Source organism: Pedobacter sp. B4419 (genome assembly GCF_059693725.1).
Map to the genome: position 1 here is coordinate 1991936 of NZ_JCASSL010000001.1, position 17126 is coordinate 2009061.

At 41.3% G+C, this 17126-nt stretch carries 17 protein-coding genes and 1 other RNA gene; 9 read left to right on the forward strand and 9 right to left on the reverse strand.

From position 1 onward, the window contains the following. Positions 1 to 46 precede the first annotated feature (46 nt). The 4 genes from AC570H_RS08275 to AC570H_RS08290 all read left to right on the forward strand — a co-directional run bounded on the left by AC570H_RS08275 (position 47) and on the right by AC570H_RS08290 (position 3314). Positions 47 to 700 carry an SCO family protein gene (locus AC570H_RS08275; protein ID WP_497353590.1) on the forward strand — a complete coding sequence of 218 codons (654 nt, stop codon included), beginning with the start codon at positions 47 to 49 and terminating at the stop codon, positions 698 to 700. 1 nt (position 701) lies between these two features. Next, complete coding sequence (locus tag AC570H_RS08280) at positions 702 to 1124, forward strand: c-type cytochrome (RefSeq protein ID WP_497353592.1); 423 nt, start codon at positions 702 to 704, stop codon at positions 1122 to 1124. Between the two features lie 353 nt (positions 1125 to 1477). Further along, positions 1478 to 1851: RNase P RNA component class A (gene rnpB / locus AC570H_RS08285), an RNA gene on the forward strand. A gap of 59 nt (positions 1852 to 1910) precedes the next feature. After that, complete coding sequence (locus AC570H_RS08290; RefSeq protein ID WP_497353594.1) at positions 1911 to 3314, forward strand: sigma-54-dependent transcriptional regulator; 1404 nt, start codon at positions 1911 to 1913, stop codon at positions 3312 to 3314. A gap of 53 nt (positions 3315 to 3367) precedes the next feature. Here the strand turns inward: AC570H_RS08290 and AC570H_RS08295 are convergent, their stop codons facing one another. The 5 genes from AC570H_RS08295 to gatB form a co-directional block, all read right to left on the reverse strand. Beyond that, positions 3368 to 5158, reverse strand: a complete 1791-nt coding sequence (locus AC570H_RS08295) for a chloride channel protein (RefSeq protein WP_497353596.1) — start codon at positions 5156 to 5158, stop codon at positions 3368 to 3370. A 66-nt stretch (positions 5159 to 5224) separates the two neighbouring features. Next, positions 5225 to 5947 carry an RluA family pseudouridine synthase gene (locus AC570H_RS08300; protein ID WP_497353598.1) on the reverse strand — a complete coding sequence of 241 codons (723 nt, stop codon included), beginning with the start codon at positions 5945 to 5947 and terminating at the stop codon, positions 5225 to 5227. A 269-nt stretch (positions 5948 to 6216) separates the two neighbouring features. Beyond that, positions 6217 to 6906 carry a response regulator transcription factor gene (locus tag AC570H_RS08305; RefSeq protein ID WP_199139343.1) on the reverse strand — a complete coding sequence of 230 codons (690 nt, stop codon included), beginning with the start codon at positions 6904 to 6906 and terminating at the stop codon, positions 6217 to 6219. Between the two features lie 103 nt (positions 6907 to 7009). Further along, the gene (locus AC570H_RS08310) at positions 7010 to 8122 is read right to left on the reverse strand and encodes a redoxin domain-containing protein (protein ID WP_497353601.1); all 1113 of its coding nucleotides are present in this window, start codon (positions 8120 to 8122) and stop codon (positions 7010 to 7012) included. A 1-nt stretch (position 8123) separates the two neighbouring features. After that, positions 8124 to 9587 carry an Asp-tRNA(Asn)/Glu-tRNA(Gln) amidotransferase subunit GatB gene (gene gatB, locus AC570H_RS08315; RefSeq protein ID WP_497353603.1) on the reverse strand — a complete coding sequence of 488 codons (1464 nt, stop codon included), beginning with the start codon at positions 9585 to 9587 and terminating at the stop codon, positions 8124 to 8126. Positions 9588 to 9727: 140 nt separating this feature from the next. On the opposite strand from gatB, the gene AC570H_RS08320 reads away from it, so the two are divergent. Together AC570H_RS08320 and AC570H_RS08325 are read left to right on the forward strand one after the other, a co-directional pair. Next, the gene (locus tag AC570H_RS08320; protein WP_497353605.1) at positions 9728 to 10183 is read left to right on the forward strand and encodes a hypothetical protein; all 456 of its coding nucleotides are present in this window, start codon (positions 9728 to 9730) and stop codon (positions 10181 to 10183) included. 17 nt (positions 10184 to 10200) lie between these two features. After that, on the forward strand, positions 10201 to 10695 hold the full coding sequence (locus AC570H_RS08325) for a hypothetical protein (protein ID WP_497353607.1): 495 nt from the start codon (positions 10201 to 10203) through the stop codon (positions 10693 to 10695). A 72-nt stretch (positions 10696 to 10767) separates the two neighbouring features. On the opposite strand, the gene alaS is transcribed toward AC570H_RS08325, so the two are convergent. Beyond that, positions 10768 to 13377 (reverse strand): alanine--tRNA ligase, encoded by a 2610-nt coding sequence (gene alaS / locus AC570H_RS08330; protein WP_497353609.1) that lies wholly within the window; start codon positions 13375 to 13377, stop codon positions 10768 to 10770. 118 nt (positions 13378 to 13495) lie between these two features. Between alaS and AC570H_RS08335 the strand changes: the two genes are divergently transcribed. After that, entirely contained in the window at positions 13496 to 13831 is a 336-nt protein-coding gene (locus tag AC570H_RS08335) for a MerR family transcriptional regulator (RefSeq protein ID WP_199139355.1), read from the forward strand. Between the two features lie 8 nt (positions 13832 to 13839). Then, the gene (locus tag AC570H_RS08340) at positions 13840 to 14556 is read left to right on the forward strand and encodes a L,D-transpeptidase family protein (protein ID WP_497353611.1); all 717 of its coding nucleotides are present in this window, start codon (positions 13840 to 13842) and stop codon (positions 14554 to 14556) included. A 3-nt stretch (positions 14557 to 14559) separates the two neighbouring features. Here the strand turns inward: AC570H_RS08340 and AC570H_RS08345 are convergent, their stop codons facing one another. After that, the gene (locus AC570H_RS08345) at positions 14560 to 15654 is read right to left on the reverse strand and encodes a serine hydrolase domain-containing protein (protein ID WP_497353613.1); all 1095 of its coding nucleotides are present in this window, start codon (positions 15652 to 15654) and stop codon (positions 14560 to 14562) included. 106 nt (positions 15655 to 15760) lie between these two features. Beyond that, complete coding sequence (locus AC570H_RS08350; RefSeq protein WP_497353615.1) at positions 15761 to 15943, reverse strand: hypothetical protein; 183 nt, start codon at positions 15941 to 15943, stop codon at positions 15761 to 15763. A gap of 196 nt (positions 15944 to 16139) precedes the next feature. Between AC570H_RS08350 and AC570H_RS08355 the strand changes: the two genes are divergently transcribed. After that, entirely contained in the window at positions 16140 to 16925 is a 786-nt protein-coding gene (locus AC570H_RS08355) for a mechanosensitive ion channel family protein (RefSeq protein WP_497353617.1), read from the forward strand. Between the two features lie 5 nt (positions 16926 to 16930). Here AC570H_RS08355 and AC570H_RS08360 read toward each other — a convergent pair whose 3' ends face one another. Next, complete coding sequence (locus AC570H_RS08360) at positions 16931 to 17119, reverse strand: hypothetical protein (RefSeq protein ID WP_497353619.1); 189 nt, start codon at positions 17117 to 17119, stop codon at positions 16931 to 16933. Positions 17120 to 17126: the final 7 nt, after the last annotated feature.

Here is a 17126-nt window from a genome sequence, read left to right on the forward strand (position 1 = left end):
CGCCTAAAATGTTTAGCGTATGTTTGTAAACTAAATTTTAATCATCATGATCAAATTTAAAAACATCGCCTTTTTGGGCCTTTCAGTTGCATTTAGCATCGCTTTAGTTGCCTGTAACAACAATAAAAAACTGCCGTTTTATGGCCAGCGCGAAGCACAAACAGTAAAAGACAAAGACGGAAACGAAAAAGTTGATACAGTATACCAAACCATTCCTGATTTCAAATTACTTAACCAAGACAGCGTGGAAATTACGCAAGACCAATTTAAGGACAAGGTTTATGTGGCCGATTTCTTCTTTACTTCGTGTACCACCATTTGCCCTACCATGCACCGTAACCTTAAAACCGTTTACGATGAGTATAAAAGCAATCCAGAGGTATCATTTTTATCGCATACCATCGATTTTAAATATGACAAGCCATCGGTATTAAAAAAATATGCTGCAAAATTAGGCGTAGACACTAAAAAATGGGCTTTTGTTTATGGCTCCAAAGATGAGATCTATCATTTGGCCGAACATAACTATTTGGTAGCCGTACAAGAAGACAGCACCGCAAAAGATGGCTACATCCATCAGGGCTGGCTGGTATTGGTTGATAAGCACAAGCGGATGCGTGGTGCTTACGATGGCACCAAAATGGAAGAGGTAAACAAGCTGAAAAATGATATCGCCATTTTACTGGCCGAAAAAGAATAACATGCGTAAAACCGTTCTATTTACAATTTTCTCGCTTACTGTAGCTGCTATTATTTATTCCTGCCAAGATGCAGGCGAAATAGAAAAAGCCAAATACATATCAAATGGCAAGGATTTGTACAAAATCTATTGCCAAAATTGCCATGGCGAAAACGGCGAAGGTCTGGGCGAATTGGCTCCGCCACTAACCGACACGCTGTTTTTAAAAGAGAACAAGGCAAAACTGGCCTGTATCATTAAAAACGGCAGCAACGAAGCTATCACAATCAATGGTAAAGCGTATCAGGGCAAAATGCCCGATTTTCCTAACCTGCACGATATTGATATTGCGCAGGTAGTGGTTTACATTACCAATTCGTTTGGCAATAAGCAAGGCATGTACGACTACCAGAAAGTTACAGCCGATCTGCAAAATTGTAAATAGAATAATCTGATAGACACTTACGAAGTTTTTAGAACTTCGTAAGTGTTGTTTTCCAGTCCAGTTTTCAGTTGCCAGTTTTCGGTTGCCAGTTGCCAGTTCTCAGTGCGATGCCAACTGTTCTTAAACCCGATTGGCGCGAGCACGAAGCCGAAGCATGAGGCGCAGTAAAGCAAAAAGCGGGACTGTTGTAAAATAGCAGCACCGGCTTAGTTTTTCAAATTATTCGTTATTCGTTGTTAGTTTGTTAGTAGCTAGTTTGTAGTTCTCAAAGAATTACGACTTATAAACCATGTACTATTGACTATTAACCAACAACTATGAACTATAAACTCATTTATGCCTATCTTTGTAAAAATGCAAACCATTCTATCGCCGTTCTAGTTTACTAGAGAGGAGGAAAGTCCGGGCAACATAGAGCATCTCGCTTCCTAACGGGAAGGCGCTTGGGATTGAAGACCTGGGTGACGGAAAGTGCCACAGAAAATATACCGTCTCGATTGATCGGGATAAGGGTGAAAACGTGAGGTAAGAGCTCACGAGCTCGCTAAGCGATTAGCGTTTTGGTAAACCCCGGGAGTTGAAAGACCAAATAGGCTAACGTATGTAGGGCTGCTCGCCCGATGTTAGCGGGTAGGTCGTTAGAGATAAATGGCAACATTTAGACTAGATTAATGATAGGAACCCGATTTATCGGGGACAGAACCCGGCTTACCGGTTTGCATTTTTTAATTTGACGATTAAATAAAAACAATATATTAGCGAATAGTTAAAAAGAATAACACACCTATGGCAAAATTGCTGATAATTGATGATGAGCGAGCGATAAGGAGTACCCTACGCGAAATTTTAGAATATGAAAGCTATGATGTTGACGACATTGACAATGGCATAGACGGATTAGAACTCATCAAAAAGAACAATTACGACCTTGTTCTCTGCGATATCAAAATGAATAAAATGGATGGTATGGAAGTGCTAGAAAATGCACTTGCCTTGAAACCAGACCTCCCGTTTATCATGATATCTGGCCATGGAACCGTAGAAACAGCTATCGAAGCCAGCAAAAAAGGGGCATTCGATTTCGTATCCAAACCACCTGACCTCAACAGGTTATTAATTACGGTCCGCAACGCCTTAGACCGCGGTACTTTGGTTACCGAAACCAAGGTTTTAAAGCGAAAAGTTAGCAAAACCCGTCACATTTTAGGTGATTCGGAAAGCATCAATAAAATTAAGGAAACCATTGAGCGTGTTGCCCCTACCGAAGCCCGTGTATTGATTACCGGAGCGAATGGTAGTGGTAAAGAATTGGTGGCCAGATGGATCCATGAAAAATCGAACAGATCAGAAAGTCCGTTAATTGAAGTGAACTGCGCGGCTATTCCCTCAGAGTTGATCGAAAGCGAATTATTTGGTCACGAAAAAGGTTCATTTACCTCTGCCGTAAAACAACGGATCGGCAAATTTGAACTGGCCAATGGCGGTACCTTGTTTTTGGATGAGATCGGCGATATGAGTTTATCGGCACAGGCCAAAGTATTACGTGCCTTGCAAGAGCATAAAATAACCCGTGTAGGTGGCGAAAAAGAACTTGACGTAAATGTGCGTGTAATTGCGGCGACCAATAAAGATCTTTTAAAAGAGATTGAAGACGGTAATTTCAGGATGGACCTTTACCACCGCTTAAACGTAATCAACATCCACGTACCTCATCTAACAGAACGTACAGACGATATTCCGGTAATTGCACAGCACTTTTTAGAAGAAATCTGCAATGATTATGGCATGCCTGTAAAGAAAATCAATGATAGCGCCATGGGTGCCCTAAAAGCTTTGCCATGGACAGGTAACGTACGCGAGTTGCACAACATGATTGAGCGATTGATCATTTTAAGCGACAAGATCATTACCGAGAACGATGTGGTGGCCTTTGCCAATCCAACCGGTGGCACCAACATCGGCGCCGCAAACGGAAATGGCGGTGCGGTTGCACAACACGCAGGTTCGGCCATCAACTATGATAAATTCTCTAATTTTCAGGATTATAAAGACTATGCCGAAAAGGAGTTTATCAAGTTCAAGCTGGAAAAAAATAACTGGAATGTTTCTAAAACGGCAGATGACATCGAAATCCAACGAAGCCATTTGTACAGCAAGATTGAAAAATTTGGCTTAAAGAGAAGCGAATAAGCTAGTATTGAGTTGGGAGTTAACGGTTATGAGCAAAAGAAAACTGTTAACTTCTAACTCAAATAATCTGCCTGACGGCTTAGCATTGCCCTGTACTTGTTGAATATGGCTGTTTTGGAAATGAAGCCTACATATTGACCACGATCATCGGCCACTGGCAAAATCCACACATTTTCGGCTTCCATTGCCTGCAATACCTGCTTCAGATCGGCATTGACATTTACCAATGCAGGCGGTGTCTGTACCAATTCATCAACGCTTAGGGTTTCATCAATCGATTGTCCAACCGTTACCTTAAGGATATCTTCCACATACAGTATCCCGAATAAGCTGTTATCATTATCAACTACGGGAAATATGTTCCGCTTTGATTGCAACAGCTCTCCCATCCTATCTTTAATCAAATCGCCCTGCCTTAATACCAGGTAATCCTTTTCTACCAGGTAACGCAGCTTCATCATGTTCAATACCGTAGTATCCTTGTCTTCGTGGTGAGAAAGCTCACCCTTATCGGCCAAGGGCTTGGTGTAGATCGAATATTTGTTGGTACTGCGGTTGATCAAATAAGCAATTGCAGTGGTAATCATTAATGGTACCATTAAAACATAGCCTCCAGTAATTTCGGCGATGAGGAAAATACCCGTTAAAGGTGCGTGCATAATCGACCCTAAAGAAGCCGCCATACCCGCCACAATAAAATTGGCAGTATTTACTTGTGCAATGCCCAAGGTATTGATGCTGAAAGCTACGATAAAGCCAATCAGTCCACCAATAATCAGACTAGGCGCAAAGATCCCGCCATTACCTCCAGCACCTAACGTAATCAAAGTGGCTACGGACTTGGCAAATACAGTAATGACCGTAAAGAGCAATACCACCGCAGGCAAGCCACCATAATCGGCGAAAATGCTATTGTGAATAACGGCTGTAGTATCGCCTTTTAGCAAACTTTTGATGGTGATATAGCCTTCGCCATATAAAGTGGGAAACAAGAAAACCAGCGCACCCAACATCAGACCACCTAAAATCGCTTTTTTATAAGGATGTTTAATTTTATAGAGAAAGCCCTTGATGGCATAATTGGCCTTGCCAAAATAGATGGAGAACAATCCAATCAATACAGCCAAAATTACATAAAAGCCCAATGCCGACACCTGCCAGCCTTCTGTAACCAAATAAAACAATTGTTCGTTGTAAAAGAACCTGGCCACTACCGCCGCAGTTGCTGCAGACAAGAGCAAAGGAATAAAAGCCGGTATGGTAAATTCTGGCAATAAGATTTCAATGGCAAATACAATTCCGGCTATCGGACTGTTAAAAGCACCGGCAATAGCTCCAGCGGCGCCACAAGCCAACAGAAGCGTAACTTCACGATAAGATAGGCCCAAAAAACGGCCAACTGCCGAACCAATGGTAGATCCACTGGTTACTATTGGGGCCTCCAATCCGGTAGAACCACCGAAACCAACCGTTAAGGCTGCCGTAATAATCTGTGAATAAGAATTGTGAAGCTCCAATTTGCTCGAATTCTTGGAGATGGTATACAGCAATGGCGTTAAACCTGTTTCAAATTTCCCTTTGCGAATAAAACGACGAACATAGGTTACCGATAGTAAAATGCCGATTAAAGGAAACAAAAGGTATAAATAGTACTTATATTGCCAATGCAGATCGGTTTGCAGAAATTCCTCGATGTGGTGAGTAATTGTTTTGAGCAGAGCTGCCGCCAATCCTGCTAAAACGCCTACAATCAAGGTTGCTACAACTAAAAAATTCCTGTTAGAGATTTTGCTTTTTCTATACGCATTAAGCCGATTAACATTCTCTACAAATCTTGCATACATCCGATTGGTGATTTGATTTTAAAAATATATAGAGCGTCTTAACTGATAACATTAATGCACATTAAGTTAGGCATCAAATTTATCAAGTAGTTTTAAAAGCGTGGCAAAATCTTTTGGATAAGCTGCTTCAACTGTAATTTCCTGCTCATCCATACCTTTAAATGTAATTTGTTTGGCATGCAGGGCGAAGCGTTTCATAATCGGCTGCTCCTCTTCGTCTTTAGACAAACGGTAGCCTTTTTTGATGTTCGATAAGAAAACCGGTTTCCCCCGATACATGTGATCGCCACAAATGGCCGCACGCTGTGTAGCCAAATGGATCCTGATCTGGTGCATCCTTCCCGTAACTGGTTTACATTCTACCAAAGTATAGTGCTTGTAGTACTTTAAAGAATTGAAATAGGTTTCTGCGCGTTTGCCTTCTTGCCTATCGATGGTTACGTTTTTGTTGCCATCGTTCAAAATAGGGAGGTCGACAAACAAATTGTCGAACTGGAACTGTCCATCTACTACCGCATGATAGATCTTATTTACCTTTCTCCGTTCAAACTGCATGGAAAGCGAGCGATAGGCTTCCGGATGCTTGGCAATAACAATGGCTCCTGAAGTTTCTTTATCCAAGCGGTGGCAAACCTGTGCATCAGCTATGTATTGTTTGGCCATGCGCAGGATGTTGGTTTCGCCAGCTGTACTGCGCTCATCAAGCGAGGCAATAAACGGTGGTTTGTTTACAACGATGTAGTCGTCGTTTTCGAATATAATAAGGTCTTTAAATACGGGATATTTCACTCAATAATGGATATAAAATGCAAAAGTACGAATTTTATCCGTTCATTGGCTCATTAGTTCATTGGCTGATTGGTCAATGGTTGATTGGTCATTGGCTTATTAGTTCACTGGTTCATTAGTCATTGATTCGCCCGTCCATAAACTCGTCATTGCTTATATACATTTCTTTGTCTGGAAAGATTGCTTCGTCGTTCCTCCTCTCAATGACGAAAAACAAAAAAGCCTCAGCGAATAATGCCAAGGCTCTTTTTACTAGAAATACTTTATAATTAAGAGAGTTCGAACTTATAGCCCACTCCTTTTACGGTAGCTACATAGTTTTCTCCCAGCTTTTCTCTCAGTTTACGAATATGCACGTCGATGGTACGATTGGTTACCACTACAGAATCTTCCCAAATGTTCTTTAAAATCGCTTCTCTGGTATAAACTTTACCCGGCTTAGAAGCCAATAGATACAAAAGTTCGAATTCTTTTTTGGCCAAGATTACCTTTTCGCCATCTTTAAATACCAAATAAGCTTCCCTGTCTATTACCAGGTCACCAATTTCTACTTTGTTATCAGAAACCTCATCGCCACTGGCATTTCTGCGCAAAATAGCGTTGATACGGCTTACCAATGCCCTTGGCTTAATAGGTTTGGCGATATAATCGTCGGCACCCACATTAAAACCGGCAATTTCAGAATATTCTTCGCTTCTGGCGGTTAAAAACACCATAAAGGTATTCTTAAACTCTGGAATGGCCCGCATTAAACGGCAAGCCTCAATTCCGTCCATTTTAGGCATCATGATATCGAGAATAATCAAATCTGGATGTACCTTTTTAGCTACCGAAATACCATCTTGGCCATTGCTTGCTAAAAATACCTGATACCCTTCCTTCTTTAGATTATATTCGATCAGCTCTAAAATATCCGGCTCATCATCAACAATTAATATCTTTTGCTTGGCTGTACTCATCGTTTATTTTTTATTACGAAAGTAAGTATACAATTGTACTACAACGTTAAAGCGAAGTTAACAAATTGTTAATACATGTAATATTTTTAACATTGAATTAGGCTTAAAGTAAGGTTTTGTTTAAAAAAGCATCTAATTCTTCGCCTCTGAGGTTCCTGGCCACGATTTTGCCGTTTGGATCTAAAAGGAAAGAACTTGGAATAGCCTCCACTTGGTACAACCTCACCGTTGGACCTTCAAAATCGGCCAATTCGCCTGCATGGTGCCAAGCCAATCCGTCTTGTTTAATGGCCTGTTCCCAAGCAGCTTTATCCTTATCCAATGAAATGCCCAAGATCGTGAAATTTTTGTCTTTGTATTTGTTGTAGGCTTTAACTACGTTAGGGTTCTCGCCTCTGCATGGTCCGCACCACGAAGCCCAGAAATCGATCAATACATATTTTCCTTTAAAATCGGCCAAGTGTACTGGCTTTCCATCTAATCCGTTGATGGTAAAATCTGGAGCCTGCTGTCCAACTTGTACAGCCTTTAGTTTTTGTACCTTTTCTACAAAATTCTTAACCGCTGTATTGCTTTTTTTAAGGTTGTCGTCTACCTTATCGGCATAAGCTACCAATGAAGCTTCATTTCCTGTCGGATTAACCAAGCTAATGGCATAAAAACTCACCAATGATTTGGTATTATCCAATGCAAACTTAACAATGGCTTGGTTCAGGCCTTCCACGGCTTTCATATAAACCGGAGAAAGCTGCGCTACCAAAGCTTCGCGGTTGTTGGGATTAGCCGCTACTTTTTGTTCAAAATCAGTTTTGATGGCTTCTATTTTGGCGCTTTCGGCTGTTTTAAGCTTGTTAAATTCCATCAGCTTATCTGCATCCTCGGCACCACTCATTTCATAGTCGTGCTTGGCATTGGTTAAATCTGCTTTAAAATCAACTTTATCACCATTTTTAGCCACCAGGATGTATTCGCTTGTACCAATGTTTACGCGAAAGAAATTGGCTTCTGGCGATGCGCTGCTAAATTTGAATTCTCCCTTTTCAGAAAGTACAGTCGAGTCCAATACCTTCATATTGTTATCGCCCATGCCATACAGATATACCTTTTTTTCGGCGCCCGGGTTTTCGATCTTACCGTCAATCACAAATTTGGTCTTGTCTTTACACGCTGTTAACGCAAGGGCCAAGCCCAAAACAACATAGCTTAATTTCTTCATTTTATTTTAATTTTTCTATAATTAAGTCACTGATTTTCTTGGCATCAGCCTTGCCTTTGGCCAGTTTCATCACTTCGCCAACAAACAATCCTAAAACGCCTTTTTTGCCGGTTTTGTATGCCTGTACCTGTGGTTCGTACTTGGCCAGCACCTCTTCAATAAACTGGTTCAGCTCATCGGTGTTTTCTACAATGAGCAGGTTCAATTGTGCAGCTAATGCTTCTACCTCTTGGTTTGGCTGATCGGCCAAGGCAGGCAATAATTGCTGCAATGCATTTTGCTGACTTATTTTTTTGGCATCGACCAAATTAATAACCTTAGCCAATTGCAGTGGTTTAACCTGATAATCGGCGATAGTTAGCTCCTGCTCGCTCAACAATGCCCTAACCGCGCCTAGCAACCAGTTGATTAAACTTTTAGGGTTACTTACCGTTGTTTTGCCTTGTTCAAAATATTGCAATAGCTCGCTGTCTTCGGCAAGCATGTTCGCTTCGGTTTTATTCAGGTTATAAGTCGCTATCAATTGCTTCGCTATTTCATTTGGCAAAGCAGGCATATTGGTTTTGATCTCGTTGAGCCATTCATCAGAAATCACCACCGGCTGCAAGTCTGGATCCGGGAAATAACGGTAGTCGTTTGCTTCTTCTTTGGTTCGCATGGGCGAAGTAGTGCCTTGATCTGCATCAAAATTCAACGTACTCTGCTTGATCTCTCCGCCAGCTTCGGTTACTTCAATTTGACGATTAAATTCAAACTCCATCGCACGGCGTACATTACGGATCGAATTCAGGTTTTTTACCTCACAACGGGTACCAAAGCTGGTTTCTCCCTTTTTACGGATCGAAATATTCGCATCGCATCGCAATGAACCTTCCTCCATGTTTCCATCGCTTACATTTAAATGGCGAACCAGCTTTCTGATCTCGGTCAGCAAGGCAGCCGCTTCTTCAGCCGAACGTACATCGGGTTCGGTTACGATCTCGATAAGTGGCACACCCGCCCTGTTCAGGTCTACATACGAATAGCGGGGATCCTGGTCGTGCATGCTTTTTCCGGCATCTTCTTCCAAATGGATTCGATTAATACCGATACGCTTCTCTTCGCCATTGCTCAAAACCACGTCTAAATAGCCGTTTTTACAAATGGGACTATTGTCTTGGGTAATCTGATAGCCTTTAGGCAAATCAGCATAGAAGTAATTTTTACGGTCGAAGAAATTATATTGATTGATCTGGCAATTGAGCGCCAAGCCTATTCTAATGGCTTTTGCCACCACCTCTTTGTTGAGCTTGGGCAAAGCACCCGGCAAAGCCAAAGATACTGCTGAAATATGTTCGTTGGGACCGGCTCCAAAAACGGCACTATCTGATGAGAAAATTTTAGATTGTGTATTTAACTGTACATGTATTTCTAATCCAGAAACCAATTCATAGCTTACGCTTGCTGTGGCAGTTTTTGTACTCATTAATGGGCAATTTCTGTTTAAATAGGCATTGAATGCTTGCCAAAGATAAATTAAATATGTATCAATTTTATTGAAATAAGGTAATATTCTGGTTGTGGCACAGAATTGGATTTATGTTGGTACACACAAAATCGAAAATTATGAAAAAGTTCATCCTAATCGCAGCAGTTGGTTTGGCAAGCACCTTTTATCAACCTGCAAAAGCACAAATCAGTGTAAACATTAACATCGGCGCACAGCCGCAATGGGGACCAAGAGGTTATAATTACGTAGATTATTATTACCTGCCAGAAATTCAAAGCTATTACTATGTGCCTACTCGCCAATTTGTTTACCTAGAAAGAAACAGATGGGTGCACCGTACCTACCTGCCGACAAGGTATCGCCATTACAATTTGTACAAGGCCAGAAAAGTAGTTATCAATAGGCCACATCCTTATTTAGAGCGCAGGGTTTACAGAACCAATTATTATGCTAGACCAGCAGTAAGGCACTCGTCTTTCGGCCGTCCACAATACCGTAGTGTGAGGTATGAGCAAAAATACAACAAACATAGCCGTGGTGGTCACTGGGGCAAAAGAGGACATAGAGACTAATTTCAACTATAACAGTTATGAAAAAAATAATTTTCTTACTCATGCTCGGAATTGCATCAGTAAGTACCAAAGCACAGGTAAATCTGAATATCAATATTGGTTCACAGCCACTTTGGGGTCCGGTAGGTTATGACCACGCAGAATACTATTATTTGCCAGATATAGAAAGCTACTATGATGTGCCGAAACGCCAATTTGTTTACTTAAATGGCAACAATTGGGTATTTAGCAATTCGCTTCCAACCCGATACAGCAACTACAACCTATACAATGGCTATAAAGTTGTCATCAATAGGGATAAGCCTTATTTAAACTTTAACGATGATAGGGTTAAGTATGTAAAATATAAAAATTGGGGTGGCAAACAGGTCGTAATCAGAAACAGCAACGACAGTAAATATTACGTGGTTAAAGGACATCCGCACGGCATGCCTCCAGGGCAGGCTAAAAAGCTATATGGCAATAAACATGGCAATGGCAACGGAAAAGGCCATGGAAAAGGAAAGCATTAACCAATACTTATAATAAACAAAAGGGTTTCAATTGAATTGAAACCCTTTTTTATTTGATAGAATTAAGAAATGCTAGGGGATAAATGTTTTGGCTTTAGCCAACACCTGCTCCAGTCCATCGGCGTTTTTACCGCCTGCAGTTGCGTAGAATGGCTGTCCACCGCCCCCACCTTGGATTTCCTTGCCCAATTCGCGTACGATTTTAGCGGCGTTTAATTGCTCGCTCACCGTATCTTCTGCGATCATTACGGTAATACCTGGTTTCGAATCAATTAAAGTGGTAAGTACTAAATAAAGATGAGGCACAATGGCTTTTACCTCAAAGGCCAAATTCTTTACCGCTTCTGCATTTGGCAAATCTACATGGGCAGCGATGAAATTAATTCCATTGATATTTTCTGCTTTGGCTGCAATATCCTGTTTCATATCGCCTGCTTTGGCCAAAATGCTCTTCTCTACTTCTTTTTTCAATCGGGCATTCTCTTCAATTAAGGCTTGTACGGCAAGGCTCATGCTTTGTCCACCTTTTAACAAGGTTTTTAACTGGCTGATTTCCTTGCTTTGATTTACGATAAATTCTTCGGCCTTAGCTGCAGTGATGGCCTCAATACGACGAACACCAGCAGCCACGGCACTTTCTGAGATGATTTTGAAATAACCGATCTGTCCGGTGGCCTTTACATGTGTACCTCCGCAAAGCTCTTTCGAAAAATGGTCATCGAAAGTGATGACACGTACAAAATCACCATATTTTTCACCAAACAATGCAGTTACACCCGAATTAATGGCTTCATCATAAGGTACGTTTCTTTGCTCTTTAAGCACTACGTTTTCACGTATCTTCTCATTCACAATGTGCTCTATGGCCAATAAATCTTCTTCGCTAATTTTAGCAAAGTGAGAAAAATCGAAACGCAGGTAATCGGCATTTACCAAACTTCCCTTTTGGTTTACATGTGTACCCAACACCTTTTTCAAGGCAGCGTGCAACAAGTGCGTAGCCGAGTGGTTGTCTTCGGTTAAGGCGCGTTTATCTTCATCTATTACCGCCCAGAACTTGCCATCTACATCAATCGGCAAGGTATCGGCATAATGCACAATTACCCCATTTTCCTTTTTGGTATCGGTAATGGTTACCGAAAAGAGGCGACTATGGTCTTCTAGGCGACCGGTATCTCCAACCTGGCCACCACTTTCGGCATAGAATGGAGTTTGGCGCAATACGATCTGGTATTGTTCTTTGCCTTTGGCATTGATCTTTCTGTATTTTAAGATTTCGGTTTCGGCTTCAAAATCATCATAGCCTACAAATTCGGTATCATTGCCTTCGTTTACAATTACCCAATCTTCGGTATCGATAGCGGTTGCTGCACGCGAACGGTTCTTTTGAGCCTCCAAGGCTTTGTTAAAACCGTCCATGTCTACCGACCAGCCTTTCTCCCTAGCCATCAATTCTGTAAGGTCGATTGGAAAACCGAAAGTATCATATAATTCGAAGGCAAAATTGCCATCGATAGTATCCTTAGTTTCGTAACGTTCAAATCGTTGTATCCCTGTAGCTAAAGTTCTTAAGAAGGAAACTTCTTCTTCCAAAACCACCTTTTGTACAAAATCTTTCTGCAGGTAAAGCTCATCAAATACGCCCTTAAACTGATCGGCCAATACAGGTACCAATTGGTTTAAGAATGGCTCTTTGAGGTTAAGGAAAGTATAGGCATAGCGCACGGCCCTGCGCAAAATACGACGGATCACATAGCCTGCCTTATTATTCGATGGCAATTGACCATCGGCAATTACAAAAGAGATGGCGCGGATATGATCGGCCATTACACGCATGGCGATATCGGTTTGCTCGGCATTGCCATAGGCGATTCCGCATTTTTCGGCTACAAATTGGATCAGAGGCTGAAAAACATCGGTATCATAGTTGGATGATTTGCCCTGCAATACACGCACTAAGCGCTCAAAGCCCATGCCCGTATCCACATGTTGGGCAGGAAGCGGCTTTAATGAACCGTCTTTTAAACGGTTAAACTGCATAAATACATTATTCCAGATCTCGATTACCTGCGGGTGATCGGCATTCACCAAATCCTTGCCCTTGCCATCTTTGCGTTCTTCGGCACTACGGCAATCTACATGGATTTCAGAACAAGGCCCACAAGGCCCAGTATCGCCCATTTCCCAGAAATTATCTTTTTTATTTCCTAGGATGATGCGTTCTTCGGGCACATATTGCTTCCAAAGTTCGTAAGCTTCGGTATCGCGTGGCAAACCTTCTTTTTCATCACCCTCAAAAATGGAAACGTATAATTGATCTTTCGGGATTTTAAAAACTTCTGTCAATAGTTCCCAGCTCCAGGCAATGGCTTCTTTTTTAAAATAATCGCCAAAGCTCCAGTTGCCCAGCATTTCGAACATGGTATGGTGATAGGTATCGATACCTACTTCCTCCAAATCGTTGTGCTTGCCCGAAACGCGCAAACAACGCTGGGTATCGGCCACACGCGGATATTTGATGGCAGCCTCGCCCAAAAACAAATCCTTAAATTGGTTCATCCCGGCGTTAGTAAACATAAGGGTTGGGTCGTTTTTAACCACAATTGGTGCCGACGGAACAATATGATGTTGTTTGCTCTTGAAAAAACTTAAATAGGTTTGTCTTATTTCTTTTGCTGTCATCTCGTGTAGAAAATTTAGGAGAACAAAATTAAAATTTTATTGCGGTATTCTACTAAAATCCCTTTACATTTGAATACTTCAAATAAAAGCCACAAATTACTCATTATCAGTTTAGAACATGCCGTACAAAGAGAGAGAAATTAATAAAATGTATTATACCATGGGCGAGGTTACCGAAATGTTTGGCGTAAATGCTTCGCAAATCAGGTTTTATGAAAAGGAATTTGATGTGCTGCAGCCTAAGAAAAACAAGAAGGGAAATCGGCTTTTTACCCCTGAAGATATCGAAAACCTCAAGATCATTTTTCACTTGGTTGACGAGAAGGGCTTTACCCTAAAGGGCGCCAAGGAACATTTGAAGAACAACAGCAGCGACGTAAAGGAAAACCAAAAGGTAATCGCTTCATTAGAACGATTAAAGGACTTTTTGCTGAAGTTGAACGAAGAAATCTAATTTCCGGTATGCTGAAGTATTTTTTGCTTTTCGCGATAGTTTGCCTGCTTTCTTGCCACTCTAACGCGCAAGATGATCCTAAAGCCAGAGTACTGTTGGTAGATACTTTACCCACTTATGCAGGCAAACAAAAGATAATCATTACACAAGGTGACGTAGACAACTATCTGGCGCATAGAAAAATAACGGAAGACACTACGGGCAAGACCAAAAACTACGTGAAAATTCTGCAGTGGACAAGATCGATGCTAAACTGGGGAATGAAAAAAGACTACGAAGAAGCCTTGGTAGCAGCAGAAGAAAACTTTAGGCGCCGTAATCAGGTAAACAAGGTATTGGTTGTGAAGAGCGAGCGAAAAATGTACCTGTTAAAAGACGGCAAAACCGTTAAGACCTTTCCAATTGCCTTGGGACCAAATCCGGTTGGCCAAAAAGAATACGAAGGCGATGGTCGCACACCTGAAGGCATTTACACTTTAGATTGGCAAAGGTGGGAAACCTCTGTTTTTCATTCTTTCCATATCTCCTATCCAAACAAAATCGATTCGGCCAGGGCCAAAGCAAAAGGTTTAACCCCTGGCAGCAACATCATGGTACACGGTACTTCTAAAGGGATCAAAAAGAAAAAAGATTGGACCAATGGCTGTGTAGCCCTAAGCAATGTAAATATGATCGAATTCAGAAACCTGGTTTATCAGGATACACAAATTGAGATCAAAAAATAGCGCCTATTTTAGGGCTTCATTGATCAATTGCCTTAAGGCTTCATATTTAGCCTGTCGACCTGCATTTTTGAGGTTATAGGTCATTAAGATGGCTACATAACCATGTTCTTTCTCCACCAAGGGAAAACTGCCAAATAAACCCGGACTGCTCACATAAGTGCTTAAATTGCCTAATGTAGAACTTTTAGCTACCCATTCGCCAAAGCCATAGCCCAAACCACTACCTGCTTCAGCAGGTGTATAGGCCACCTTTACTCCTGCAACAATGCGGTTTACCTGCATCTGGGCAATGCTTCCTTCGCTTAAGATTCTTTTGCCCTGATATTGGCCCTTAGCCAAAATCATGTCTAGAAAATTGATGTAGTCTTCGGCGGTACTGCTTGCGCCACCAGCAGGCAACACGACCTTCCTTTTGCCAAAACTTGTATTTTTCATGTTTAAGGGTTGCGCAATACGTTCTTGAAAGAGTGTTTCGAAGCTCTTGCCACTTATTTTTTCGATAACAGCGCCCGCTATTTGCAGACCTACGTTACTGTAATGAAATACCTTTCCAGGTTCGCCTTCCATAGGCAGGGGAGCAATAAAAGCAATGGTTTCGTCCATATTGGAGGCTTTTCTCATCCCTTCGAGGTCCTCTCTCAATGAATGAGCCTTAATGCCCGTCAAATGCGAAAGGCATTGGCTAATGGTGATTTTTCCTTTTCCATTTTTTGTTAACACGGGCAGAAACTTGCCCACGGTATCGCTGAGCTTAAGCTTACCTTCATCAACAAAAGTCATTACTAGTGCTGCGCTGAGCCATTTGCTGCAACTGGCAATGGGCAAAACCGTACTAGCGGTATAATCGCTTAGGCTAACCTCCTTCTTTTCTTGCCTAGCCTGCAAACGTGCACCTATCCGCTGTATTGCATTTGATTGTTTAACAGCGTTGGCGTAAATGATTTTGCCATCTTTATAAACCATCAAAAAGCCGCGTCCGCCAGTACCGCTTGCATTGGCCGAGAGCCAGGCATCTACCTTACTAAAATTGTATTGCGCAGTACTTTGCAAGGCAGATAGGCAAATGAAACAAAGCAGAGAGATTTTTAGCATTTTCATTCCTTAAAGATGTTGAAACTTGAATAAGGTTTAATGAGCTGGGCAAAAACTATAAATGCACCAGCCAATTATGACCGGTGCATTTATCATCATAGGTAATATATGATTATGGATTGCCTTGTTTTTTTGTGGTATCAGGCGGTGTTTTGGTGGTATCTTTTAGCAAAGAATCTCTTCTAGAGCTATCTACCGCTGATGAATCCATGGTTCCATTTCCACTTTTACTCGAACTACATCCTACCGCAGCCATACCGGCTATTGCAAGAACTATCAAAAATTTAAATTTCATTGTTATTTCTTTAAGGTTAATAAATGTTCTTTTATTAAATAGCAGCTTGTATTCTAAATAAACTTTAGGCCAAAAAAGTTTTAATTATTTTATAATAACCTCAAATCAAGACAATTACCTACATTATTTTCGCCCAAATTTTAAAAAGATAAAAACCCAACGTAAAGCAAGTTGTTAACTATTAAATAAGATTATTATGGATTTAGATAAGTTTTATAACCGCGCTTACCAATGGTTGATCACTGTTGGGCCTCGTTTGATTTTAGGTATTTTCATCCTCATCGTTGGGTTGTGGCTGATTAAACTATTAATTAAATGGCTACAAGGCCGCATGCAAAAAAGAAATATAGACGTAACTGCTAAGCCCTTTTTGGTGAGCCTTACTGGTGTAGCCTTACGTGTGCTTTTGATTTTGGGGGTAATGCAGGTTGTGGGCATAGAGATGACCTTATTTGCTACCCTTGTTGGGGCATTTGGTGTGGCTGCCGGTTTAGCTTTGTCGGGAACCCTGCAGAATTTTGCCAGTGGCATTATCATTTTATTGGTTAAGCCATTTGCCGTTGGCGACAATATCATTACCCAGGGCATGGAAGGTACCGTAAAATCCATCCAAATATTTTACACGCTGGTAACTACTTTCGACAATAGATCGGTTATTGTGCCCAATAGCAAACTCTCCAATGAAATCATCATCAACATTAGCAGAGAGGGAATTAGAAGGTTAGACCTCGAGCTAAAGTTTAGCAATGCAATAGACATTAAACAGATCAAATCCATCATTAATGCTTCAATAGACAAGTGCCAGAATATCCTGAGCAAACCCGAAAGACGTATTGGAGTTGCCGTTTTAGAAACCGACGGCTATAAGGTGGGCGTGAATGTATGGGTAAACGCACATGGCTTTCAAGACACCAAACTGGCCATACAAGAAACCATTTTACAGGATGTTAAGGATGCAGGAATAAAAATAGCCGGACTTTAATCCAGCTATTTATCTTTTTCTTGGCCTTTTAACGGCGTGCTTACCTCGGCCAATAATTCATTCTGGTCACTGATCTTCTTCTGATGGCTGTCGATAAAATTACTTTTGGTGAGTTTCGGGTTATGCGCCCCCCACTCTAGTTGTTTGCTGTTTGCGGTTTGGGTTCCTTCTTTTCTGAAATCCTGGTTTTTCATAAAACTT